General features: G+C 36.5%; 23 protein-coding genes. 9 read left to right on the top strand and 14 right to left on the bottom strand.

Annotated elements, in window-relative coordinates; genetic code table 11:
- Positions 1-20: 20 nt before the first annotated feature.
- The 8 genes from AC3RVG_RS03250 to AC3RVG_RS03215 all read right to left on the bottom strand — a co-directional run bounded on the left by AC3RVG_RS03250 (position 21) and on the right by AC3RVG_RS03215 (position 7,247).
- Positions 21-794: an SDR family NAD(P)-dependent oxidoreductase gene (locus AC3RVG_RS03250; RefSeq protein WP_489689997.1), complete on the bottom strand. Its 774-nt coding sequence runs from the start codon at positions 792-794 to the stop codon at positions 21-23.
- 2 nt (positions 795-796) lie between these two features.
- Positions 797-1,849, bottom strand: coding sequence for a type III polyketide synthase (locus tag AC3RVG_RS03245; RefSeq protein WP_489689996.1), 1,053 nt, complete (start codon positions 1,847-1,849; stop codon positions 797-799).
- Positions 1,846-2,565 carry a methyltransferase domain-containing protein gene (locus AC3RVG_RS03240; protein WP_489689995.1) on the bottom strand — a complete coding sequence of 240 codons (720 nt, stop codon included), beginning with the start codon at positions 2,563-2,565 and terminating at the stop codon, positions 1,846-1,848. The genes AC3RVG_RS03245 and AC3RVG_RS03240 overlap by 4 nt, the downstream gene beginning before the upstream one ends.
- Positions 2,562-3,689, bottom strand: coding sequence for an NAD(P)/FAD-dependent oxidoreductase (locus AC3RVG_RS03235; protein WP_489689994.1), 1,128 nt, complete (start codon positions 3,687-3,689; stop codon positions 2,562-2,564). Before AC3RVG_RS03235 ends, AC3RVG_RS03240 begins: the two co-directional genes overlap by 4 nt.
- Positions 3,690-3,760: 71 nt before the next feature.
- The gene (locus tag AC3RVG_RS03230; RefSeq protein WP_489689993.1) at positions 3,761-4,465 is read right to left on the bottom strand and encodes a YiaD family glycine zipper/OmpA-like lipoprotein; all 705 of its coding nucleotides are present in this window, start codon (positions 4,463-4,465) and stop codon (positions 3,761-3,763) included.
- Positions 4,466-4,467: 2 nt separating this feature from the next.
- Positions 4,468-4,947 carry a lipocalin family protein gene (locus AC3RVG_RS03225; RefSeq protein ID WP_489689992.1) on the bottom strand — a complete coding sequence of 160 codons (480 nt, stop codon included), beginning with the start codon at positions 4,945-4,947 and terminating at the stop codon, positions 4,468-4,470.
- Between the two features lie 32 nt (positions 4,948-4,979).
- The gene (locus tag AC3RVG_RS03220) at positions 4,980-5,141 is read right to left on the bottom strand and encodes a DUF1328 domain-containing protein (RefSeq protein WP_489689991.1); all 162 of its coding nucleotides are present in this window, start codon (positions 5,139-5,141) and stop codon (positions 4,980-4,982) included.
- A 96-nt stretch (positions 5,142-5,237) separates the two neighbouring features.
- The gene (locus AC3RVG_RS03215) at positions 5,238-7,247 is read right to left on the bottom strand and encodes an alpha-ketoacid dehydrogenase subunit alpha/beta (protein WP_489689990.1); all 2,010 of its coding nucleotides are present in this window, start codon (positions 7,245-7,247) and stop codon (positions 5,238-5,240) included.
- 120 nt (positions 7,248-7,367) lie between these two features.
- Here AC3RVG_RS03215 and AC3RVG_RS03210 point away from each other — a divergent pair, with 120 nt between their 5' ends.
- From AC3RVG_RS03210 to AC3RVG_RS03190, 5 genes are all read left to right on the top strand, one after another.
- The gene (locus tag AC3RVG_RS03210; RefSeq protein WP_489689989.1) at positions 7,368-8,318 is read left to right on the top strand and encodes an isopenicillin N synthase family dioxygenase; all 951 of its coding nucleotides are present in this window, start codon (positions 7,368-7,370) and stop codon (positions 8,316-8,318) included.
- Between the two features lie 72 nt (positions 8,319-8,390).
- Positions 8,391-8,720 (top strand): translation initiation factor, encoded by a 330-nt coding sequence (locus AC3RVG_RS03205; protein ID WP_489689988.1) that lies wholly within the window; start codon positions 8,391-8,393, stop codon positions 8,718-8,720.
- A gap of 126 nt (positions 8,721-8,846) precedes the next feature.
- Entirely contained in the window at positions 8,847-9,749 is a 903-nt protein-coding gene (locus AC3RVG_RS03200; protein WP_489689987.1) for a nucleoside phosphorylase, read from the top strand.
- Positions 9,746-10,600 (top strand): substrate-binding domain-containing protein, encoded by an 855-nt coding sequence (locus AC3RVG_RS03195; RefSeq protein WP_489689986.1) that lies wholly within the window; start codon positions 9,746-9,748, stop codon positions 10,598-10,600. Before AC3RVG_RS03200 ends, AC3RVG_RS03195 begins: the two co-directional genes overlap by 4 nt.
- A gap of 34 nt (positions 10,601-10,634) precedes the next feature.
- Positions 10,635-10,775 carry a hypothetical protein gene (locus AC3RVG_RS03190; RefSeq protein WP_489689985.1) on the top strand — a complete coding sequence of 47 codons (141 nt, stop codon included), beginning with the start codon at positions 10,635-10,637 and terminating at the stop codon, positions 10,773-10,775.
- 41 nt (positions 10,776-10,816) lie between these two features.
- Here the strand turns inward: AC3RVG_RS03190 and ung are convergent, their stop codons facing one another.
- Positions 10,817-11,482: a uracil-DNA glycosylase gene (gene ung, locus AC3RVG_RS03185; protein ID WP_489689984.1), complete on the bottom strand. Its 666-nt coding sequence runs from the start codon at positions 11,480-11,482 to the stop codon at positions 10,817-10,819.
- Positions 11,483-11,521: 39 nt separating this feature from the next.
- On the opposite strand from ung, the gene AC3RVG_RS03180 reads away from it, so the two are divergent.
- The gene (locus AC3RVG_RS03180) at positions 11,522-13,696 is read left to right on the top strand and encodes an endonuclease MutS2 (protein ID WP_489689983.1); all 2,175 of its coding nucleotides are present in this window, start codon (positions 11,522-11,524) and stop codon (positions 13,694-13,696) included.
- Positions 13,697-13,754: 58 nt separating this feature from the next.
- Positions 13,755-14,162, top strand: coding sequence for a thiol-disulfide oxidoreductase DCC family protein (locus AC3RVG_RS03175; RefSeq protein ID WP_489689982.1), 408 nt, complete (start codon positions 13,755-13,757; stop codon positions 14,160-14,162).
- Here the strand turns inward: AC3RVG_RS03175 and AC3RVG_RS03170 are convergent, their stop codons facing one another.
- The 4 genes from AC3RVG_RS03170 to AC3RVG_RS03155 form a co-directional block, all read right to left on the bottom strand.
- Entirely contained in the window at positions 14,163-14,951 is a 789-nt protein-coding gene (locus AC3RVG_RS03170; protein WP_489689981.1) for a hypothetical protein, read from the bottom strand.
- Positions 14,952-15,128: 177 nt separating this feature from the next.
- Entirely contained in the window at positions 15,129-16,574 is a 1,446-nt protein-coding gene (locus AC3RVG_RS03165) for a dicarboxylate/amino acid:cation symporter (RefSeq protein WP_489689980.1), read from the bottom strand.
- A 63-nt stretch (positions 16,575-16,637) separates the two neighbouring features.
- Positions 16,638-17,708, bottom strand: a complete 1,071-nt coding sequence (gene aroC, locus AC3RVG_RS03160) for a chorismate synthase (RefSeq protein ID WP_489689979.1) — start codon at positions 17,706-17,708, stop codon at positions 16,638-16,640.
- A 164-nt stretch (positions 17,709-17,872) separates the two neighbouring features.
- Positions 17,873-20,809 (bottom strand): FAD-binding and (Fe-S)-binding domain-containing protein, encoded by a 2,937-nt coding sequence (locus tag AC3RVG_RS03155; protein ID WP_489689978.1) that lies wholly within the window; start codon positions 20,807-20,809, stop codon positions 17,873-17,875.
- 133 nt (positions 20,810-20,942) lie between these two features.
- Here AC3RVG_RS03155 and AC3RVG_RS03150 point away from each other — a divergent pair, with 133 nt between their 5' ends.
- Both AC3RVG_RS03150 and AC3RVG_RS03145 read left to right on the top strand, forming a co-directional pair.
- Positions 20,943-21,443: a hypothetical protein gene (locus AC3RVG_RS03150; RefSeq protein ID WP_489689977.1), complete on the top strand. Its 501-nt coding sequence runs from the start codon at positions 20,943-20,945 to the stop codon at positions 21,441-21,443.
- Positions 21,444-21,575: 132 nt separating this feature from the next.
- Positions 21,576-23,030 (top strand): membrane dipeptidase, encoded by a 1,455-nt coding sequence (locus tag AC3RVG_RS03145; protein WP_489689976.1) that lies wholly within the window; start codon positions 21,576-21,578, stop codon positions 23,028-23,030.
- Here AC3RVG_RS03145 and bshA read toward each other — a convergent pair.
- On the bottom strand, positions 23,027-24,169 hold the full coding sequence (gene bshA, locus AC3RVG_RS03140) for an N-acetyl-alpha-D-glucosaminyl L-malate synthase BshA (RefSeq protein WP_489689975.1): 1,143 nt from the start codon (positions 24,167-24,169) through the stop codon (positions 23,027-23,029). The two genes, AC3RVG_RS03145 and bshA, sit on opposite strands and share 4 nt — an antisense overlap.
- Positions 24,170-24,214: the final 45 nt, after the last annotated feature.

Genomic DNA, 24,214 nt, shown 5'->3' with positions numbered 1-24,214 from the left:
ATCCTTTTTTGTTTTCAGTTTCACCTTAGACTTTCTCCGCCGTCAACTTTCATAACTATTCCATTTATCCAATCGGCTTCATCTTTACAGAGTAAAAACACGGCGTTTGCTACATCTGTTGGCCTTGTGAGCCTATTAAAAGGGTTTCTAACTTTTGCCATTTCAGCGAGTTTTTCACTCCCTGGAATTACTAAAAATGATGGTGTTTCCGTAGTTCCCGCTTGAATGCAATTGCTTGTAATTCCCGACGGCGCCAGTTCAACTGCCATATTTCGCATTAAAGACTCCAACACTGACTTTGCTGCAGAAACTGCTGCATAACCTGGCCAAACCCGAGAATTCCCTTCACTTGTGAAAGCGATATTTCGTGCGTTATTTGTAAATATTTCGTTGGCAATTAATGATTGAACCCACTCATACCAGCTGGTTGCCATTGCGTGAATTGTTATATCGAAATCTGTTTTGGTTAAAAGTTCATTTTCGGAACCATTCATTTTTTTTAAACTTCCTTTTGCAATGCTGTGCAATAAAAGTTTTACACTATTTTTTGGAAATTCTTTGATAATTTCAGTTCTAACTTCTTCACTTAAAGCGTCTTTATTGAACGTTTTTACAGCCACTCCCAATGCTTCTATTTCTTTAACAGCTTCTTCAAAAACTGGTAAATTACTTTTTCGATCGCGGTGAATAATGCAAATGTTCATTCCGCGGGATGCAAGTTTTTTAGCACTAGCAAGACCTAAGCCACTACTGCCGCCTAATATTATTGCCCATTGATTTTTGAATTCGCTCATAATTAAAATTTCAACAAAACGCGTTGTGCCGAAAAACCGGGACCGAAACTAAGCATCAATCCTAAATCTCCGCTGGCGGGTTTTTTATCCATAAATCTTTCTAAAACATAAAGCACCGTTGCGCTACTCATATTGCCATACAACCTAAGCACTTCTTTGGTATCATTGATGTTCTTGCCCAATTTACCGAATAAATCCTCTACCGTTTCAACAATTTTACGGCCGCCAGGATGAAAAATAAGATGATCAATATCTGCTATTTCTAAATTATTCTTCTTCAAAAACGGATGCACAATTGCTGGAAAATGTTCAGCTATTTTCTCAGGAACCGATTTATCGAGTATCATTTGTAACCCAGTGTTTACCAGCTTAAAACCCATCATATCTGTAGCATCGTAAAAATGGTACATTTCTTCGGCAAGAACTTCTGGCCCTTCGTCTTCTTCACTTGAAGACAATAAAACACAAGCCGCGCCATCACCAAAAATTGCAGCGCTAACAATATTCACCATTGAAAAATCTTCGAGCTGAAAAGTTGCTGTGGGCGCCTCCAATGCAATTACGGCTGCGCGTTTTCCAGGATTTGCTTTTAGAAAATTATTTGCATAAATAATACCCGAAATTCCGGCTGCACATCCCATTTCTGTAACTGGCAAACGGACAATGTCTTGTCTCATTTTTAGTTCGTTTATTAAATATGCATCTACGGAAGGAATCATTATGCCCGTACAGCTTACGGTGATTATAAAATCTACATCTGTAGGTTTCCAATTAGCTTTTTGCAAAGCTTTTTCAAGACTTTGTTTGCCGAGCTTTGTAATTTCTCGAATATAAATATCGTTGCGTTCTTCAAAACTTGTATTGGTAAAAACTTCCAAAGGGTCCATAATAGAATAGCGTTTATCTACCCCGGCTCCTTCAAAAATTTTAATCACTTTTCTTTGAAAACGACTTTCCTGATTTTGCATCCATTGTTCTACAAACGGAATAATCTCTGCTGTTTCTCTACTGTATTTAGGCAATTGCGTTGCAACTGTTGTAATTTTTACGCTCATAATTCTTTTTTGAGTATCCATTGGTAGCGGTACGCCCACCGCCAGTCAATTTCACTTTTCTGATTTGAGATTTTTTCTGAAATATTTTCTAGTTCCTGCTTTTTAAAACCTCTCGCAACTGAAATTAAACCGTCGTATCTCGCTGTTTTGGTTTTTAAAAATACTTTACTCAGAACTTTAAATAAATTGAAAGCTTGTTTACTTCGCTTTAAATCGTTTACTATTAATCCAATACTTGCTCTGTTTAATAAAATTTTCAATAAGTTTTCAACCTTATCATTGCTGAAATGATGAAGAAACAGCGTACACAATGCAATATCGCAATTAGGAATTAAACTTTTTTCTGAAAAGACATCAACTTTTAGATATTTAATGTTTGCATAGTCTTTACTCTGATTTTCAGCAAAATGAACAATGTTTTCGTTAAAATCCAACCCAATTAATTCGAAATTGTAATTGTTCTTCCGCCCAAAATCGGCGCATTTACGAAGCAATTCGCCATCGCCACAACCTAAATCGACTATAGTAATCTTTTCAGATTTAGAATGATTTTGTAATAATTTTTGAATGCCATCAATGGTTATGCTATTACCGCCCAACCATCTGTTTACTCTTTTTAAGTCGTTTAATACAGCTTTCATTTCTGCGCCCTGAAAATCTAGACTGTCCATTATTTCAATCTGTTGCGACCTGTATTTGTTGCTAAATGTAATCATTGAACTATATTTCCGTGTGTTTTTTTAATAATCAGTGGCACCAATGCCGGTGTAGCTTTGGCCACCGTAAACCCTACTTTTGAAGTAAATGGATTCATTAATATGCGTTGTATAAACCTTCCTGTTTTCAATCTACTTTGAAATTCATCCTCCCAATTTTTTGTATAATCTGCTTCTAAAGTAGCACGATTAAATTTGTTTTTCTGAAATGATTTTATAAATAATTCGGAAAAAATCTTGGCGCTTTTTATTGCCATTGCCATTCCATTGCCGCACAGTGGATGAATTAGGCCAGCACTATCGCCAACCATGAAAATATGATTTTCTACAGGTTTCTTCTCTTGAAATGAAATCTGGCTTATAGTAAGTGGTTTTTTAAATAATGGCTTCGCATTGTTGAAAAAATCTTTCAAAAAAGGATTTTTAGACATTTCTTCTTTTTGAAAAGCGTCAATGTCGCCATATTTTTTAAATGATTTGAAAGTGGTTAAATAACAGGCATTAACTGCGTTATTTTCAACTTTACTTAAACCGCAATAGCCCCCGTTAAAATTATGCAGTGCAACGGTGTCTTCTGGGAAATCGTATTCGTAATGTGCTTTCACCGCAAGCCACGGCGAAGTCTGCCGCATAAACCTTCTATTTAAAAAAGAATCAATATTCGATCTTTTCCCGAAGGCGCCAACTACAAAATCTGCATTTATAATTTCTTTCTTTTGCGTCGTTACACTGAATTGGTTTTCTTCGAAACTTACTTTTTCAACTGTGTCAAAAATAAATTTGACTTTGTTTTTAACCGCTTCATAAATAAGTTGATCAAAAGCATAACGACTAATCCCGAAACCGCCGAGTGGCAATGTGGCAGTTATAGGAGTGCCTTTTGTATTAGTAATTTTAAATTTTGAAATTTGTTTCGCTCCTACAGAAAATGGATCAACTCCTAATGATATTAAATAGGGCAATACTTCATTACTAACATACTCACCGCAAACTCTGTGGTTTGGGTATTCACTTTTTTCAATCAAACAAACGGAAATATTTGTATTAGCTAGATGCAGCGCAGTTGTTAGGCCTGCGAGTCCACCGCCAATTATTATTACATCCCATTTGCGTTTTTTCGTCATTTATAAAGTTTAAAGCTAAAAAAAAATCCCGCCCAAAAGTGGTGCGGGATTCTTAAAATTTAATATTGCTATTATTCGCCAGCTTCTTTCTGTGCGTCTTGTTTCATTTTTTCATTAGGAACGATTGCAAGATTTACACGACGGTTTTTTGCACGTCCTTCGGCAGTTGTATTATCTGCTACTGGAGCTGTTTCACCAAACCAATTCGTGGTAAATCTTCCTGAGCTAAGCCCTTTAGATTGTACAAAGTAATTTGTTACAGACTGCGCTCTGTTTTTCGAAAGCGTCATATTCATTTCATCTGCCCCTACACTATCTGTATGACCTACAACTAGTACATTGGTATCAGGATACTCTTTAAGTACGCCAGCTAGTTTATCTAACAATGCTTGTGAATTAGCGTTAACATTGTATTTAGCTGTGTCGAAATAAACACCACTATTCTCGTCAAAAGTTACAACAATACCATCGTCCACTCGCTCTACCTGAGCACCTGGAATTTCTTGCTCAATCTTTTGAGCTTGTTTGTCCATTTTGGCACCTATTAATACTCCAGCACCACCACCAACAACACCGCCAATTACAGCGCCAATTTCTCCATTGCCACCTTTGCCAATATTGTTACCAAGTATAGCACCTAATACGGCACCACCAGCAGCACCAATTACGGCACCTTTCTGTTTATTATTTGCATTTTTGGTTGCTTCGCAGCTGGCTAAACTAATAACCATTGTAAGAGCTAATGCAACTAATGTAATTTGTTTAAATGTTTTCATAATTATTCTTGAATTTTAGAAAAGTTCATGTTTATTTTAAAAGGCTTACCATCCAAATTTACTGTTTGTTCCCAACGCATTGAAGATTCGTTTAACTGAGCCAAACGAAGTCTATAACCCGCGTTCGTTTCAGATTTTCCTTTTACGTTTGTTGGTTTTAACAGAAAATCATAGAGTCCAGATGCAGGATCCATTTCTTGAATAGTAAAGATGAAATTTCGTTCACCTGTAGGGCAATTTGTATTGTCAATAGTGTAATTACCTGTATTATTATTAGGTATAAATCTCCAAGAGCTACCTTCCATGCATTCCACAGAAGTATCGTTGAACAAAGTAACATTAAATGTTCCTGAAGAGTCGTAGGAAATATTGTCTAAAGACCAATATCCTTTAATAACTTTTCGTGATTCTTGAACGGTCTTTGGCGTACCGCAAGCGAATGTTGTGGCTACAATAACAGCCAAAATGAGGAGTTTTTTCATAAATAAGATTTTTTTAATTGGTTAAATTTCGATTATCTTCTGAATAATCGGGATAGTAAGGATATTACTAAAAGAACGATAAAAATGTAAAAAATGATTTTTGCAATATCAGCTGCACCTTCTGCGATGCCTCCAAATCCAAAAACTGCTGCAACCAGCGCAATTACTAGAAAAATAACGATCCAACGTAACATAATAATGGTTTTAATGATTAGTATGGTACTAAAGTAGCTAAGAATTTTAACGTTTGTTAAGTCTTTATCTAAAGTTTAACAACCAGTGTTAAATTATTAGTAAGACAATAAATCTAATAGGTTTTGTTTGAATTTTTCTTTAGGAAGATAGCCTGCTTCTAACTTTGCTGCAAATGGAATTGGTGTCTCTAAACTACCTACTCTTTTTACAGGAGCGTCTAAATTTTCGAAGCAATTTTCCATTACTAATGCCGAGATATCTGAAGCTATACTCCCGAATATTGAGTCCTCTTGAAGAATAATTAATTTTCCTGTTTTATTTACAGACTTATATATTGCTTCTGTGTCTAAAGGCATTAATGTTCTTAAATCTATAAGATCTGCACTAACTTCTGGCAATTGATCTAAAGTTTCTAAAGCCCAATGCACGCCAGCGCCATAAGACACGATAGTAACGTCTTTACCTTCTTTTAAAAGTGAAGCTTTACCAAGCGGTAAAGTAAAATAATCTGTAGGCACGTCTTGGCGAATGCTTCTATATAGTGCTTTATGCTCAAAAAACAATACCGGATTTGGATCCTCAATACTAGTGGCTAATAATCCTTTAGCGTCATAAGGGAAAGCTGGGTAAACAACCTTTAATCCCGGAGTGTGTGTAAACCAAGCCTCATTAGTTTGACTGTGGAAAGGTCCAGCACCAACTCCCGCCCCGCAAGGCATACGTACTACTACATCTGCTTTTTCGTTCCAACGGTAATAGCTTTTGGCTAAATGATTAATAATTGGGTTAAAACCCGAAGTAACAAAATCTGCAAACTGCATTTCTACTACAGTTTTATAACCATTAATAGAAAGTCCCATTGCTGCCGAAACTATTGCAGACTCACATATAGGTGTATTTCGAACGCGTTCTTTTCCGAATTGCTCTACAAAACCTTCCGTAATTTTAAATACCCCGCCGTATTCTGCCACATCTTGACCCATAATAATAAGGTTATCGTGGCGTTCCATAGATTGCTTTAAACCTTGTGAAATAGCATCAATTAACCGAATATTTTCATTTTCTGAAATTTCAGCAACTTCCTGATATTCAAATGATTTATAGACGTCATTTAATTCATTGGCTTCATTAAATTCAACTACTGGCTCAGCAAATGCAATCTCCAGATTTTCATCTATTTCATGCTTAAATTCCTTTTTGAACTCCTCAATTTTTTCTTCAGAAAGTAAGCCTTCATTTAATAAATAGCTTTCGAAATTTAAAAGCGGATCGCGTAAACCCCATTCATCTATTAAATCTGTAGGAACGTATTTTGTACCACTCGCCTCCTCGTGACCTCGCATTCTAAAAGTCTTGAATTCTAACAAAACAGGACGCGGATTAGTGCGCATGCTTTCAACTAAGTCCTTAAGTTTGGTATAAACTTCTAAAATATCGTTTCCTTCAATAATATGAGATTCCATCCCGTAGCCCTTGCCACGATCTGCAATGTGTTCGCAATTATATTGCTCATTAGTTGGGGTTGAGAGCCCGTAGCCGTTATTTTCAACACAAAAAAGAACTGGAAGTTGCCAAACTGAAGCAACATTCAACGCTTCATGAATATCGCCTTCGCTAGTTCCGCCTTCACCCGTGAATACAGCACAAACTTTATTGTTTTCTTTTAGTTTATTTCCCAAAGCAATTCCATCAGCCACGCCAAACTGTGGGCCTAGGTGTGAAATCATTCCTATAATATGAAATTCCTGCGTTCCAAAGTGAAAACTCCGGTCGCGACCTTTTGTAAAACCATTCGCTTTACCCTGCCATTGCGAAAACAATCGGTGCAGCGGAATATCGCGCATAGTGAAAATCGCAAGGTTTCTATGCATTGGCAAAATGTATTCGTCATTATCCAAAACAGACGTTAGGCCAACTGAAATTGCTTCCTGCCCTATTCCGCTAAACCATTTCGAAACTTTTCCTTGGCGTAATAGAATTAGCATTTTTTCTTCTATTAGCCTCGGCTTCAACATACCTCGGTATAATTTTAGCAATGTAGCGTCATCAATATCATTTCTATTATAGTCGAAGAAAATATGGGGGGTGGTTTCTGGTTTCATCATTAATTTTTTGCAAGTTCAAAAGTAGAAAAAAACCCTTTGTAATACGGATTATTAAAGCAAATTTTATCTTCGGTTAAAGTTTTACAATTTGGTATCTTTGTAGCCTAAAAATATTTTGTTATGAACAATATACCTAGTGTAGATTTGGCCGATTTTCTATCTGAAGATCCCAAAAGAAAGCAAAAATTTGTAAATGAAATAGGTAAAGCTTACGAAGAAATAGGCTTTGTTTCGCTTAAAAATCATTTTCTCAGCGATCAATTGGTTGAAGAATTATATAAAGAAATAAAAGGCTTTTTCGCGCTTCCTGTTGAAACTAAAGAAAGCTATGAAATTGAAGGCCTTGGTGGGCAACGTGGTTATGTTTCCTTCGGAAAAGAGCACGCTAAAGGCAAGAAAGAAGGCGATTTAAAAGAGTTTTGGCATTTTGGACAAGAGCCTGCGGAAGATGCAAATCTTTCAGAAAAGTATCCAGAAAACATACAGGTTAAAGAACTTTTAGACTTTAACCACACCGGAATGGAAGCCTACAGAATGCTTGAAAAAACTGGTATTTATGTACTTCGTGCATTGGCGCTTTATATTGGTTTAGACGAATTTTATTTTGACCATTGGGCAACAAACGGTAACAGTATTTTACGTCCTATTCACTATCCTCCTATCACAAGTGAGCCTAAAGGAGCTATGCGCGCAGGTGCTCACGGAGATATAAATTTAATTACTTTGTTAATGGGTGCTTCAGCCGGCGGCTTGCAGGTTTTGCGCAAAGATGGCGAATGGATTGACGCAATTCCGAATGAAGACGAACTTGTTATTAATGTTGGCGATATGCTTGAAAGGCTAACCAACAATAAATTGCGTTCTACTATTCACCGTGTTGTAAATCCGCCACGTGATGAATGGGGAAGCCCACGCTATTCTATTCCTTTCTTTATGCACCCACGCAGCGATATGAAATTAAATTGTTTGCCTGAATGTATTGATGAAAATAATGAAAAAGCCTACGAAGACATTACTGCAGGCGAATTTTTGCACCAGCGTTTGGTGGAAATAGGACTTATTAAAAAGTAAACCTTCGACTCCGCTCAAGGACCAATTCGGTGATTGAGCGTAGCCGAAATCACAACCCTTAAAAATAATACATTGAATTCTTTAGAAAATCAATTAAAAAATTTATTTCCCGACCACGAACCAAAAGATGTCCCTGAAACAACGGAGGAACATACATTGTGGCTACAGGACGATCCGTTGATTTGTAAATATGAAAAACGTAAAGGAAAGCCAATTACAATTATAGAAGGTTACACGGGAGCCGATAGTGATTTTAAAATACTTGCAAAAGAAATAAAGCAACTCCTAAGCGTTGGCGGAAGTTTTAAGAATGAACAAATCATTATTCAAGGAGATTTTCGCGATAAGATTATGCAATTTTTAAAGGATAAAGGATTTAAAGTGAAACGAGTTGGAGGTTGATAATAGTGGCAATAGTCAGCATTTTAAAAAACCTTAAATCTTGACGACTAATCGAAGAAAAATTTCGTTTTAAAGCGCTAAACTTTTAAACTCCACAACATTTAAACTTAATTTGACACCATAAATTTGAATCCAAATATTTTACAACCCAGCGAACTTATATTAACGCCAGATGGCAAAATCTATCATTTAGATCTTGCGCCCTCACAATTGGCAAACACAATAATTACTGTTGGCGATCCAGGGCGGGTAGAAACGGTTTCAAAATATTTTGACACTATTGAGGTCAAAGCAGAGCATCGCGAATTTAAAACGCACACAGGAACTTATAAAGGCAAACGCATTAGCGTAATTTCCACCGGAATTGGGCCCGATAATATTGATATCGTTTTTAACGAACTCGATGCTTTGGTAAATATAGATTTTGAAAAGCGCCAGATAAAGAAAAAGCTTACATCGCTCGATATTATTAGAATTGGAACCTCAGGAGGCCTAACTCCCGAAATAGAAGTTGATAGTTTTTTAGTAAGTGCTTTAGGTATTGGTTTAGACAACGTAATGCATTATTACGACAAAACCGATAAAATATTCAATCGCGATTTTGCACAATCATTTATAGACCACACCCAATGGAACCCCGATAATTCCGTTCCGTATGCTGTGGAAGCAGATGCAACTTTGCTGAAAAAATTCACTTCCAATACAAACGGCGGTCAGGCAGGAAAAATCACTCAGGGAATTACTATTACAAATGTTGGGTTTTATGGGCCACAAGGTCGTGTGCTTCGCGCAAAATTGAAAGATGAAAACTTAAATGAAAAGCTCACCACTTTTCGCTATAAAAAGAAAAAAATAACCAATCTGGAAATGGAAACTGCCACAATGTACGGAATGGCAAAACTTTTAGGTCACCGTGCAGTTTCAATGAATGCTATCATTGCTAATCGCGCTTCGGGAACTTTTAGTAAAGATGTATCCAAAACAATTGAAGCACTTATTCAATATACGCTCGGAAAAATTACGGAATGAAAAACTTTTTAATCGGCGGTGTGCCGGAACACTTTAACTTACCTTGGTATATCGCGCTTCGCGATAAAGAATTTCAAAAAGAAGGAATTAATCTTCGTTGGAGAGATTATCCCGGCGGAACTGGCCAAATGGCCCGTGCCCTTCGCGAAAAAGAAATTGATATGGCCGTAATTCTTACCGAAGGAATGGTTCGCGATATCATAAAAGGCAACGATTCTAAGATAGTTCAGGTTTTTGTGAAATCACCATTATTATGGGGAATTCACGTTGCTGCAGCTTCAGATTTTGAAGAAGTTGGCGATTTAAAAGGAACAAATGCAGCCATCAGCCGTTTCGGTTCTGGTTCGCATTTAATGGCTTTTGTAAATGCAGAAAATCACGAATGGGATTTAAAAAGTGATTTGCGGTTTAAAGTAATTCAAGATTTAGAAGGCGCTTTGGAAGGACTTCCAAAAGGAAACGGCGACTATTTTATGTGGGAAAAGTTTATGACCAAACCCCACGTAGACAATGGTACTTTCCGCTTAATTGGCGAATCCCCTACTCCTTGGCCCAGTTTTGTAATTGCTGTAAGAAATGATGTTTTGGAAAATGAAGCAGCGAGTGTAAAATCTATTTTGAAAGTTATAAATAGTATAACCACCAATTTTAAAGAATTTCCAGATGTTGATAAAATGATAGCCAAACGTTACGGACAAAAAATTAAAGATGTACGTGAATGGTTATCATTAACAGACTGGAGCGACCGTCAATTAACTTCAAAAGAGCTAGAAAACATTCAACAAAAACTAGTAGAGCTGGATTTAATTAATAATAAAATTCAGGAAACCAGCATTTTACATAATTTCTAAAAATTTTCTTAAAAATTACGCAACCCCATTGTTGATGTTGCATCTACTTAATATAAAAACCATTATTATGACTACTTTTTTAATCGTTCTGGGGGCGTTGTTAGTCACAAACTTTTTGTTGTTGCAGTTTAGCTGTAACGATGCTACAGAGTCCGAAGTACCAGAAGAAGAATAAGAAATAATCCCCATTTCTTATCTTTCATTATCAGTTTCTTATCACCAATTAATTGGCGTTTTACCAATTTCACTTAAATATACATTTGTTTTACTGAAGTGTTTGTTTCCAAACCAATAGCCTCTATTTGCGGCTAATGGCGAAGGATGACCACTAGTTAAAACCAAATGTTTTGAAGTATCAATCTTCGCTCCTTTTTTCTTTGCTGGACCTCCCCAAAGTAAAAATACCAATCCTTCTCTTTCTTCTGAAAGCTTTTCAATAACGGCATCTGTAAACTTTTCCCAACCTTTTCTTTGATGACTTCCGGCATTATGTGCTTTTACCGTTAAAGTTGCATTAAGCATTAAAACCCCTTGATTTGCCCAACGTTCCAAATTTCCGTTTTGTGGAATTGCTATCCCTAAATCGGTTCGAATTTCTTCAAAAATATTTTTCAATGAAGGAGGAACAGCAACATTTTCACCAACCGAAAAACACAAACCGTGTGCTTGTCCCGGTCCATGATATGGGTCCTGCCCTATTATTACGACTTTAACTTTATTAAACGGCGCGTGATTAAATGCTGAAAAAATCTCAGATTCTGGTGGAAAACATTGGGAAGAACTATATTCTGATTTTACAAATTCAATTAAATTATTTAAATACGGTTTTTCAAATTCTTTCTGTAAAATCGCCTTCCATGCGGGCTCGATTGTTACCTCCATTATTGTTACTTTTGTAGGATTGCTGAAAACGTAAAATTAATGGAAATAAAGCGGAAAGCCCGTATTGACAATAAAACTTTAGAAGACCTAGAATTCCCCTCTGTGCTGCGGCAAGTATCGGAATTTTGTGTTACTGAACCAGGACGAGAAAATATTTTAGCCATAATACCCTTTCGGGATTTTGACGAAATTGAACCCGAACTGCAACGCGTAAAAGAGTTTACCGCTTCTTTTGAAGGAGATATTCGAATTCCGAACCACGGTTTCGAACCAATTTTTCGGGAACTTCGTTTGCTGGATATTGAAAACAGTACGTTGGAGATTTCAGGCTTTCGAAAGATTCTTTCTATTTCGGAAACCACTAAAATGTTGCTTAAATTCTTTAAAAAATTTGAAGAATTCTACATTCATTTAAATTCCTTTTCGCAGGATGTAAACTACACTACACTTATTTCCGAAGAAATAAATAAAAGGGTTGATAAATACGGCGAGATAAAGGACGAGGCTTCAAATGAACTCGGCACGATTCGCAGAAGATTGAATGTTGTAAAAGGAAAGATAAATTCTTCTTTTACAAAAGCACTTTCACAATATTCTCAAAATGATTATTTAGACGAAATACGCGAATCTGTAGTAGATAACCGGCGGGTATTAGCAGTAAAAGCTATGCACCGAAAAAAAGTGAAAGGCGCGGTTATGGGCAGTTCAAAAACGGGAAGCATCGTTTATATAGAACCTCAGGAAACCCTTGATTATGCTAATGAACTTAGTAATTTGCTTTATGAAGAAGATGAAGAAATTAAGCGAATTTTAAAAGCATTAACCGAATTTGTACGACCACACGCCGCTCTTTTGGAGAGCTATCAGGAATATTTAATTGCAATGGATGTGCTTTACGCCAAAGCAAAATATGCACTGAAAATAAACGGTATTTTACCGATTCTTACTTCAGAAAAAAGGATTTTGCTGCAAAATGCTTTCCATCCACTTTTGTTGGTTTCTAACAATAAAAGAAAGGAAAAGACATTTCCGCAAAGTATTGAACTGGTTCCCGATAAACGAATTATCGTAATTTCTGGGCCAAATGCTGGTGGAAAAAGTATCACACTCAAAACTGTCGGACTTTTGCAGGTAATGCTACAAAGTGGAATGTTGATTCCAGCCGAACCACAAAGTGAAATGTGCTATTTTAAAAGGGTTTTAACCGATATTGGCGATAACCAATCCATCGAAAACCACCTTAGTACATATAGTTACCGATTAAAAAAGATGAATCAATTTCTGAAAAAGTGTGACAATAAAACACTTTTTTTGATAGATGAATTTGGAACTGGAAGCGATCCCGAACTGGGTGGCGCTTTGGCTGAAACTTTTTTGGAGGTCTTTTATGAACGTGAAGCATTTGGAATAATAACAACACATTATACCAACTTAAAGCTCTTGGCAAACGAACTTCCAGACGCTATTAACGCCAATATGCAGTTCGACAATAAATCTTTAGAACCACTTTATTCGCTTCATTTAGGTGAAGCAGGAAGTAGTTATACGTTTGAAGTGGCGCAGAAAAACGGTATTCCATATAGTCTTATTAATAGAGCAAAGAAAAAGATAGAACGTGGCAAAATACGTTTTGACAAAACCATTGCCAATCTTCAAAAAGAACGTTCTAATTTGCGGAAAACTTCAGAATCGCTTAAATCTGAAGAACAAAAGGCGCGTATAGAGGGTAAACAGCTAGAAGAGGTAAACGCCCGCGTGCAGGAAAAACTGGAAAGCTATCAGGAATTGTTCGACTCTAACCAAAAACTAATTAGTTTAGGGAAGAAAATAGATATGCTTTCGGAGAAATATTTCAACAATAAGCAGAAAAAGCAATTGATTGATGAAATGATGAAGCTGGTTATGGTTGAAAATAGCAAGCGAAAAAAGTTGGCGCCAAAGGTGAAAAAAGCCGTAAAAGCGAAGGAAAAAGAGATAATAAAAGAAGTTGAGCAAAAGGTTGAAGTAATTAGGGAACGCAAAAAAGAAGAAAAGGAAAAAGCGAAACGATTACCACCGCCAAAACCGAAAGTTACACTCAAAATTGGCGACAGAGTGCGAATGATAGATGGTAAGGCAATTGGCACGATAGACACTATTGAAAAAAATAAGGCATTTGTAAATTACGGAATATTCACCACTAATGTGAGTTTATCTGAGCTTGAGAAAGTTTAATAAAGTAGTTGTATTCAGTTCCAATTAGCATTTTCACTGTTCACTCAAATAATTATTCTTGAATAAAACCAATAGTCATAAAATCATTTTGTTCGATGGTGTTTGCAATCTTTGCAATGGCGCCGTCAATTTTATTATTAAACGTGACCCTAAAAATACCTTCAAATTTGCTGCATTACAAAGTGAAATTGGACAAGAGTTGACTTCAAAATTTAAAATCGACACTTCAAAAGTTGATTCCATCATACTCATTGATGGCGATAAATATTATGAAAAAGCTTCGGCTGCACTTTATATTTCAGCAAATCTTTCGGGTGCTTACCCCTTACTTTTTGGGGTTATGATAGTTCCAAAATTCATTCGAAACGCGGTTTATGACTATATAGCCAGAAATCGCTACAAATGGTTTGGGAAAAAGGAAAGTTGTATGATTCCAACTCCAGAATTAAAAAGCAGATTTTTATAATTAATTAATAATCTGCCCAATGTTTAAAGTACCTGGAGAATCATCTGCAGGAGGATTCCAATTAAAATCGTCGTATTTATTTCCAGTTCCTGTAAGTTGTAATGAAAAACCCGCTTGTGTTCCAGGATCATCCTCTTGAAAACCAATATTGATAGAGAGAATCCCGCTTGCAGGCCCATTTAATGCGGTAAAGGAACCTTCATAACTTATAAATTGAATAACCTGATTATTTGATCTTTTTACAAGTGCCAAACCTTCCATATCATTTTGAAGAGATGAGGGTGTGAAAGACAAAGCTCCATATCCACTAGATTCATTATCGATTAAACCAGATAGCAAAACACTTACTGTTGTTAGGCCATTGGATCCATTATAAAGATAAACTCTATAATTGCCTAAATCTATACCTGCTGGACCAGCAATTTCAATAAACTCTCCAACATCTGCTCCTGTATTGTCATAGTGGAATTCATTAATCCAAGGTTCTACTGGCAGCGAATTTATAACATGTATATTTTCCCAAGCTGAACCATTCCAGACTTGAAGTGCCCCGGTAGAGATCACAAAAATTTGCAACCCCACATCTTCAACCGAAGGATTAATTGCTTCTCGAGCGGCGATATCGGGCACTCGTGGAGGCATAAATCCACCATAGGTAATTCCTTCATCTGAAGTACTGCTAATTTCAAGCATACTGGCCCCAGAAGGTTCTGTGGTGCCAATTCCAACTTGGCAATAGCTATTGGTTACAAATAATGCAGCCCCGAAGAATAAAAGTAAATATTTCATCACCATGTATTTTACACAGCTAAGAAGTTATTTGCTCAGGTTTATAGTTTGGGTTTTATTCCAGGGAGAACTCAAATTTAATAAATAATATTTTTTTAGCCAAAAATTTACATATATAATTGTAAATCAGCTTAATGTATAAAAACAATTTATAATATTAAGAGTACTTATGTGTTATTAAGAATCTAAGTCAAATGTTTCTGAAGGGTTATCGTGAGGTACATAGTCTAACATATCTTCGCCATCTGCTATAATAGTACATACCGTAGCATCACCAGTAACATTAACTACGGTTCGGAACATATCTAAAATTCTATCAACAGGGAAAATGATAGCTATCCAAGCAGGATTTAAGCCAACAGATTCTAACACGATGATTAGCATAACCAAACCTGCACTCGGCACCGCTGCGGAACCAATGGAGGCCAATGTAGCAGTTAATACAATAGTTAGTTGTTGTCCGAAAGTTAAGTCAATCATATGTAGCTGGGCAAGAAAAACAACCGCCACGGCCTGATAAAGGCAGGTTCCATCCATATTTACAGTCGCTCCAATAGGCAAAACAAAACTGGTTATCTTTTTATCGACACCAAGATTTTCTTCCACACATTCCATAGTTACGGGTAGTGTTGCAGCACTACTTGACGTTGAAAACGCTAAAGTTTGTGCGGGTGCCATTGCTTTGAAAAACCCTTTATATGGAATTTTTTTTACAAAAATTTTCAAGAATAGTGGATAGATAATAAATATCATCAACATTAAGCCCAGAAATACGGTTAGCGAATACCAGCTTAAACCTTTAAATATTTCATATACTTTCCCAACATCATCGCCAGCCATTTTGCTAACAACTCCTGCCAATAAAGCGAAAACAAAAAATGGCGCCGCTTGCATTACCAAATCGACCATTTTCATAAATACTTCCATGGTACTATCCATGAAAGTGGTGACAGGACGGGATTTTTCATTAGGAATCAATAACAAACAGACCCCAAAGAATATTCCGAAGAAAATAATTTGCAGCATTAACCCATTATTCGACAAAGAGAAAAAGAAATTTTCAGGCACAATATCTATCAAAGGCTGTAATGGAGTAGATTTTTTAGTTTTTTCTACAGTCTGTATTTTTTCGGTTACAGAAGCATCTTTCAATTCGCCCCTTGTAAGATCTGTAATTTTTTGTGCTCTTTCAAAAAACTCTGGCTCTTGTAAATAATTAATCCCATCTTTTATTTGACGTCCTTCCGAAGCTGCCCAGATTTCATAACTTATGCGGTTATCAATTCTGCTCTGTTCGTCAATGAGTTTGCCTGGTTGTATTAAATTCACTAAAAGAAGACCTAAGCTCACTGCAAATAGTGTTGTGAATAAATAAGCAAGAAGCGTCTTCCCTCCTAATCTTCCTAAACTCGAGGCATCACCAATATTTGCTACGCCACTAATTATTGATACCAAAACCAATGGTACCGCTATAAGTTTCAGAAGATTGATGAAAATTGTCCCGAAAGGTGCAATCCAATCTATTGTGAATTCACTCCATCCAAATTGGCTGGAAAGCAAAGCCCAGATAATTCCCAAAACCAATCCGATGATTATTTTCCAGTGTAGCGCTAGTTTTTTCATATTTAGATGTAAGACGTTAGATTTTAGATTTGAGAATTTGTGTATTAATTTTCATGAAGCTTTTCAATCTTCAAATTTTGCAATTTTATTTAATAACCAGAAATCGGCTATTACTAATGCTGCCATTGCTTCCACAATGGGGACGGCGCGCGGAACAACACAAGGGTCGTGACGGCCTTTTCCTTCGGCTATGGCGCTATTTCCAGCACTGTCAATTGTATCCTGCTTTTGCATTATAGTAGCCACGGGCTTAAAGGCAACTTTAAAGTAAATATCTTCACCATTGCTTATTCCTCCCTGAATGCCACCGCTATAATTGGTTTTCGTACTTCCGTCGGCTTTGTAAATATCATTGTGCTCACTGCCTTTCATTGCAGTTCCGGCGAAACCACTTCCATATTCAAAACCTTTCACGGCATTTATTGAAAGCATTGCTTTGCCTAATTCGGCATGTAATTTATCGAAAACTGGTTCGCCTAAACCAATAGGCATATTTTGAATCACACAACTTACCGTGCCTCCCACTGTATCACCTTGTTTTCGGATAGACTTAATAAAATCTTCCATTTCTTTTGCCATTTCGGCATTAGGACAACGAACTGGATTTTTTTCAATTTCAGAAAAATCAACTTCAGAATAAGACTTTTTGAGCTCCAATTCCCCAACAGAAGAAACGTAGGCGGTAATTTTTATGCCTTTTAGCAATTGTTTTGCAATCGCTCCGGCCACTACTCTACAAGCAGTTTCGCGAGCAGAAGACCGCCCACCGCCACGGTAATCACGGGTTCCATACTTTTTGTCGTAAGTGAAATCGGCGTGCGAAGGTCTATAAATATCTTTTATATGACTGTAATCTTTGCTTTTTTGGTCGGTATTTTCAATTGTAAAACCAATGGGCGTACCAGTTGTTTTTCCTTCGAATATTCCAGAAAGAAATTTTACTTCATCTTCTTCTTTACGCTGTGTAACGATTGCGGATTGACCGGGCTTACGGCGTTGCATTTCGGCATTAATAGCGTCAAAATTTAATAAAAGTCCTGACGGACAGCCATCTATAATTCCGCCAATGGCTGGGCCGTGCGACTCGCCGAAGGTGGTTAATTTAAAAATTTTCCCGAAGGAATTGCCAGCCATAGATTGGTTTTCAACAAATGTAAACTTTCAAGTGGAAATATTCAAAAATGATTTGGGAAAAGAATGTGAAGAAACTAACCATAACTATTAGGATTGAAGACGCATTAACATTAGCGGATGTCAATAATTTGGGAGGAGCAGCAAAATGATATTGGGTAAAACCGTCAAGATTTTAAAAGCGCATGTTTAAGAATAGTTACTGGATGTAAAGCCTGCCTTCCCGTACCATCCATAATTTGATGTCTACAACTAGTGCCGTTTGCAGAAATAACTACGTCTTCGGAAGATTTTCGAACCGCTGGAAACAGTTTCAGTTCCCCTATTTTCATACTCACGTCGTAATGCTCCTTTTCATAACCGAAACTCCCCGCCATTCCGCAACAGCCGGATGCAATTATAGTTGGTTTATAATTTATGGGAAGGTTTAAAATATCGAAAGTTACTTTTTGATTACTCAGTGATTTTTGGTGACAGTGCGAATGAATTTTAATCTGTTTTTCTTCGGAAGTGAATTGGCTTGAAGAAATAGTTCCATTTTGAATTTCGGTAGCTAAAAACTCTTCTATTAAAAATGTGTTTTTAGCAATGTTGGCCGCAGAAGATTTATCATCGACCAACCGAATATACTCGTCGCGAAAAGACAATATTGCAGAGGGTTCAATACCGACAAGTGGCACTTCTGTTGAAACTTTATCTTTTAAAAAAGAAACGTTTTTGGTGGCTTCCCTTTTCGCTTCTTCTAAAAACCCTTTAGAAATTAGTGCTCTTCCACTATCCAAAGTATCTATTATAACCACATTATAATTTAAACTTGTGAGAAGTGAATACGAATCTAACGCAATTTCAGCGTCTAAATAATTGCTGAATTCATCAACAAAAAGAAGAACTTTTTTTAACTCTACTCGCTTATTAATAATTTCATTATTTCGTTGATTTTCAGTAAATTGAATATGACTACTAAAACTCTTAATTGATGTTTTTGGCAATGACCGATTTGGGTGTACTCCGGCAATATTTTTTATAATTGAAGCAGTAAAATTATTTGTGAAAAACCAATTTGAAAGCTTCGGGAAATTTGAAGCCATTTTATTCAGTTTCGTACTTTTTCCAAATAATTTATTCGAAAAAGAAACCCCATTTGCTTTGTTGTACTGATATAAAAATTCGGCTTTTGCGGTACTAATGTCAACATTGCTTGGGCATTCACTGGCGCAGGCTTTGCAACTTATACAAAGATCAAAAACTTCTTTTAACTCTTTAGAATTGAATTTATTTACTGCGTCATTATTGGTCAATACTTCGCGTAATGCGTTTGCACGAGCGCGAGTTGTATCTTTTTCATTTTTTGTAGCGTGATAGCTGGGGCACATAGCTCCAGCTGCTTCTGCACTTTTTCTACAATCGCCGCTACCATTACATTTTTCTGCCAACCGAAGGATACCTCCAGAATCGCCGAAATCTAGTAGCGTTTCAATCTTTGGTTCTGCCCTATCTACTTCGTATCGCAAAGATTCGTCCATTTTAAAAGCATTTACAATCTTTCCAGGATTGAAAATATTTTGTGGATCAAAAGCAGTTTTTATTCGTTTTAATACTTCATAATTTTTTTCACCTATCATTAATGGAATAAACTCGGCTCTTACTATGCCATCACCGTGTTCGCCACTGAAGGAACCCCTATATTTTTTACATAATTTGGCAACATCGGTCGTAATTTTCCGGAAATAATCTACTCCTTCACTTTCTTTCAAATTCAGGATTGGCCGTAAATGCAACTCCCCAGCGCCAGCGTGTGCGTAATAAACCGCTTGCTGATTGTACATATTCATTAATGCGGAAAACTCTGCTATATAATTAGACAAATCTTCCAAAGCCACTGCGGTATCTTCAATACAAGCAACTGCTTTTCGATCGCCTACCATATTTCCGAGCAGTCCTAGTCCGGCTTTTCGCAATTCCAACGCCATTTCTATCTCTTCGCCTCTTAAAACTGGATTGTGATAACTATAATTGGTATTTTTCAGTGAGGTTAATAAAGAAGCTATTTGAGCATCCAAATCTTCTTCAGAATTACTCTTCAATTCTAAAAGGAGAATTGCCTTTGGATTTCCCTCCACAAAAAAGCGATATGGCTCATAAGTCTTGCTTTTTTTGGTGCAATCTAAAATTACATTATCCATCATTTCGCAGGTGTGCAAATTGTGTTGCATTGCTATCACAACATCGTTTAAACAAGCTTCGAGTGTTTCGTAATGTGTTGCTGCCATTGCGGTAAATTGTGGCGGCAATGGATCTAATTGAAGTGTGATTTCAGTAGTAAAAGCAAGGGTTCCCTCGCTTCCGCAAAGCAATTTACAGATATTTATATCTTCATTGAATTCGCCAAAAACAGAAGTATTTAACAAACTATCTACTGCGTAACCTGTGCTTCTTCGGTGTATTTGAGGTTTTGGAAATTCATTCCAAATTTCCTGTTGCGACTCTTCAGAAATTAATTCGTCATAAAGTGTTTTGTAAATTTTTCCTTCTAAAGAATTAAGCTCCATTTTTTTTAAAAAGCCATCTTTTGACTGCGGCTCAAAAACTACTTCTTCGCCGTTAGAAAGTATGGTTTTCAACTTTAAAATCTTATCGCGAGTTACGCCGTATTGAATTGATGTGGTTCCACTACTATTATTGCCTACCATTCCGCCTATCGTACAACGATTGCTGGTAGATGTATTTGGGCCGAAGAAAAGGCCGAACGGTTTTAAATATGTATTTAATTCATCCCGAATAACGCCTGGTTGAAGCGTTACAGTACGCTTTTCGGTATCTACTGAAATTATTTTGGTGAAGTGTTTTGAAACATCTACAATTATACCCTCCCCAACACATTGCCCAGCCAAGGAAGTTCCCGCCGCACGAGGAATGAGTGATGTTTCATTCTTTGAAGCGAAACGAATGAGTTTCTTAATAGCTTCACTGTCTTTGGGAAAAGAAACCGCCAATGGTACTTTTCGGTAAACGGAGGCATCTGTAGCATAAATGGCGGTGTGTAAAGCATCCGTATATAATTCGCCATTAAAAGTTTCCTGTAATTCCTGTAATTGTTTTTTCATAGTAACTGCTGTAAATGTAAAAAACTTCCTTAACATAACTTTCGAATATTGCAGATATAGATTGGCATTGCTTTAACTACGGGGTACACTAATTTCGGATACTTTTACACCATTATTAACTAAAACTCAAATCATGAAAAAAGTCATTTTTTTATTTACCATCATCTCTGCACTCACGTGGCAGGCTAATTCACAAGAGATTTCTAAAAATGCAATCGGACTTCGTTTTGGCGAAAGTGACGGTTTTGGCCCCGAAGTAAATTACCAAAGACATTTGGGCGATAACAATAGATTAGAGCTAGGTTTAGCTTTTCACAGTGAGAAACATTGGGATGCAGTAAAACTTGTTGGAATCTATCAGTGGATTTGGAATATTGATGGAGGATTTAACTGGTACGCCGGTCCAGGAGCAGGTGTAGGTATCGTAAATTATGATACAAAAAAGAACGATTACCCATTTGATGACAGATATGACGATTCAGAAGCCTTTGCTTTTATAACTGGAGATATTGGTATTGAATATAATTTTGATATTCCACTTATTATTTCGTTAGATATGAGGCCACAATTCAACTTAGGTTATAGAGACGACGTTAGTTTCGACGTAGGTTTGGCACTTCGTTATCAATTTTAAGTTTTTAATACATAGTTTTAACAGAATGCCCCACTCCCATGGGGCATTTTCCTTTTTAAAAAATAGGAAAAACCCTGTTTTTTTAGTCGAATATTTATCGCACTTTTATATGACTTAACAAAATGCGACAAAATGGACAAGCAATATGTAGATATACATTGCCATCCCTCACTAAAATCATATAGCAAAAGCTTTAAGTATAAACCAATAAAGCAAAACGCTATAGACCCGAATCGGAAAAATTCCATTTGGCATTACAGCCCTCCCAATTTCTTAGAGAAGCTTGTAAACAGGATCGTTACACTTACAAAATTTACACAGTCAGACTTAACGGCTATTGCGAAAGCAAATGCCAAAGTTGTTGTGGTTGCTCTCTATCCTTTTGAAAAACATTTTTTTGGAAAAGAAGTTATCGGAATTAAAGGCGTGACTGATGTTTTAGTGAATCTTGCTGCTAGTATTAGCCAATCGCGAATGGATTACATTCGTAGCAATAATGATTATTTTGCCGATTTAGTTTCTGAATATAAATATTATGAACAGCTTCACAATCACGTAGAAAAAATTGATGGAAAAATTTTCACATATCGTTTGGTAAGAAATTATCAGGATATTGAAAACAATTTTTCACAAGAAACTGATTCCAAAAAAATAATAAATATTATTCTAACAATTGAAGGCGGCCATAGTTTTAATACTGGGCTAGATATGAATAAAGATATGGCCAGTAGAACCGAAGTTATTGGAAACATTAATGCCATAAAAAATTGGAACTATCGCCCTATGTTTATTACGCTCGCACATCATTTTTACAATGAGCTTTGCGGGCACGCAAGTAGTATTTCAATAGGAATTTTAAAGAAGAATCAAAGCCGAGGCTTAAATACTGGCCTCACAGATTTGGGTATTGAAGCTATTAATTTATTATTAAACAATACTGATAATAAAAGAATACCAATAGACGTAAAGCATTTAAGTACAGCTTCTCGAAAAGCTTACTACAACTTGCTCGACACAAAATATAGTACAGAAAAGATTCCTATTATTGCAAGCCACGCAGCCTGTAATGGTAAACATTCTATCGCACAATGGAATAGAACGGGTATAACCGAACATGAAGATTGGTTTTCTAATATAGATATAAACTTTTATGACGACGAGTTAATTAGAATTGCCCGCAGCAACGGTATTTTTGGAATTCAATTAGATCAGCGACGCATTGGTAGCTCCAAAGCAATTACAGATAGTAAAATCTATTTTCCGAATAAAAGAAAACAATTGCGAAAAAAGGCACTTTTGGTTTGGAGGCAAGTAAAACACATTGCCGAAGTACTTGATAACGATGGCTTATTTTGTTGGGGTATCCAAAGTATAGGAAGCGATTTTGATGGAATAGTAAACCCTATAAATGGTCTTTGGACCGTTGAAAATATAAAAGATTTATCAGAAGAAATGCTGAATCACGCGAACGATTACCTTTCATCCAATATAGGTATGTTGCAAGACTACAATAGAATTACCGCCGAAGCAATTGTACAGCGTGTAATGAAAGAAAACGCAATGGAATTTATAAAGCGAAACTATTAAGAACTCGTAGTGGCTGTTTTCTGAATAGCTTCCTCATAAAGTTTTTCGTATAAAGGCACGATTTTTTTAGTGTCGTAAATCATAGCAGCTTCAATAGCCTGCTTCTTGAATTGCGCTAAACTTTCATCTGTAGCTAAAATCTTTAAAGCATTTTCTGCCATTTCATCTACATTACCTACATCGCTTAAAAATCCGCTAACACCGTGAATATTTACTTCAGGCAACCCACCTGTGTTGCTAGAAATTACAGGAACTCCGCAAGCCATTGCTTCCAATGCAGCGAGACCAAAACTTTCCTTTTCAGAAGGGAGAATAAACAGATCGGTAAAACACAAAATCTTATCTACTTCGTTACTATTTCCTAAGAATAGTACTTTTTCTTCAATTCCCAATTTTGCACATAGATCTTCAGAGGCTTCACGTTCGGGGCCTTCTCCAACAATAATTAATTTGGCAGGAATTTTTTGTTGAATTCGATCAAAAATCTCAATTACATCCCTAACACGTTTTACAGGTCGAAGATTACTTACATGCGTAATTATACGCTCATCTGGCGCCGCCATTAAATCGCGTTGGCAGTCTGTATAAGGGTTTATTTTCTTCGGAATATCGATAAAATTAGGTACAACATGAATTTCTTTTTTAATATTGAAAAGATGCAAGGTATCTTCCTTTAAACTTTTTGAAACAGAAGTTACAACATCGCTATTATTTATGCTGAAAGTAACTGCTGGTTTATAAAACGGATGGTTACCTACTAACGTAATATCTGTTCCGTGAAGGGTGGTTACCATGGGAATAAAAATATTGTCTTCTTCCAGCATTTTCTTCGCCATATAACCTGCATAAGCGTGTGGAATGGCGTAATGTACGTGAAGCACTTCAATTTTGTGAAGCTTCACCATATCTACTAATTTACTGGAAAGTGCTAGCTCGTAAGGTTGATAATGAAATAGCGGATAGACCGGGACAGAAACTTCATGAAAGTGAATGTTTTTGGAAAGCAACTCTAAGCGAACAGGTTGTTTGTACGTAATAAAATGTATCTCGTGTCCTTGCTCAGCAAGCGCTAAACCTAGCTCTGTGGCTACTACTCCGCTCCCCCCGAAGGTTGGATAACATACTATTGCTATTTTCATAATTGTTTTTTTTCGACCCACGAACCACGACTAAAGGGAAACAGG

The organism is Aequorivita sp. IT1282 (assembly GCF_058068205.1).
This window is presented reverse-complemented; position numbering and strand designations above follow the sequence as displayed.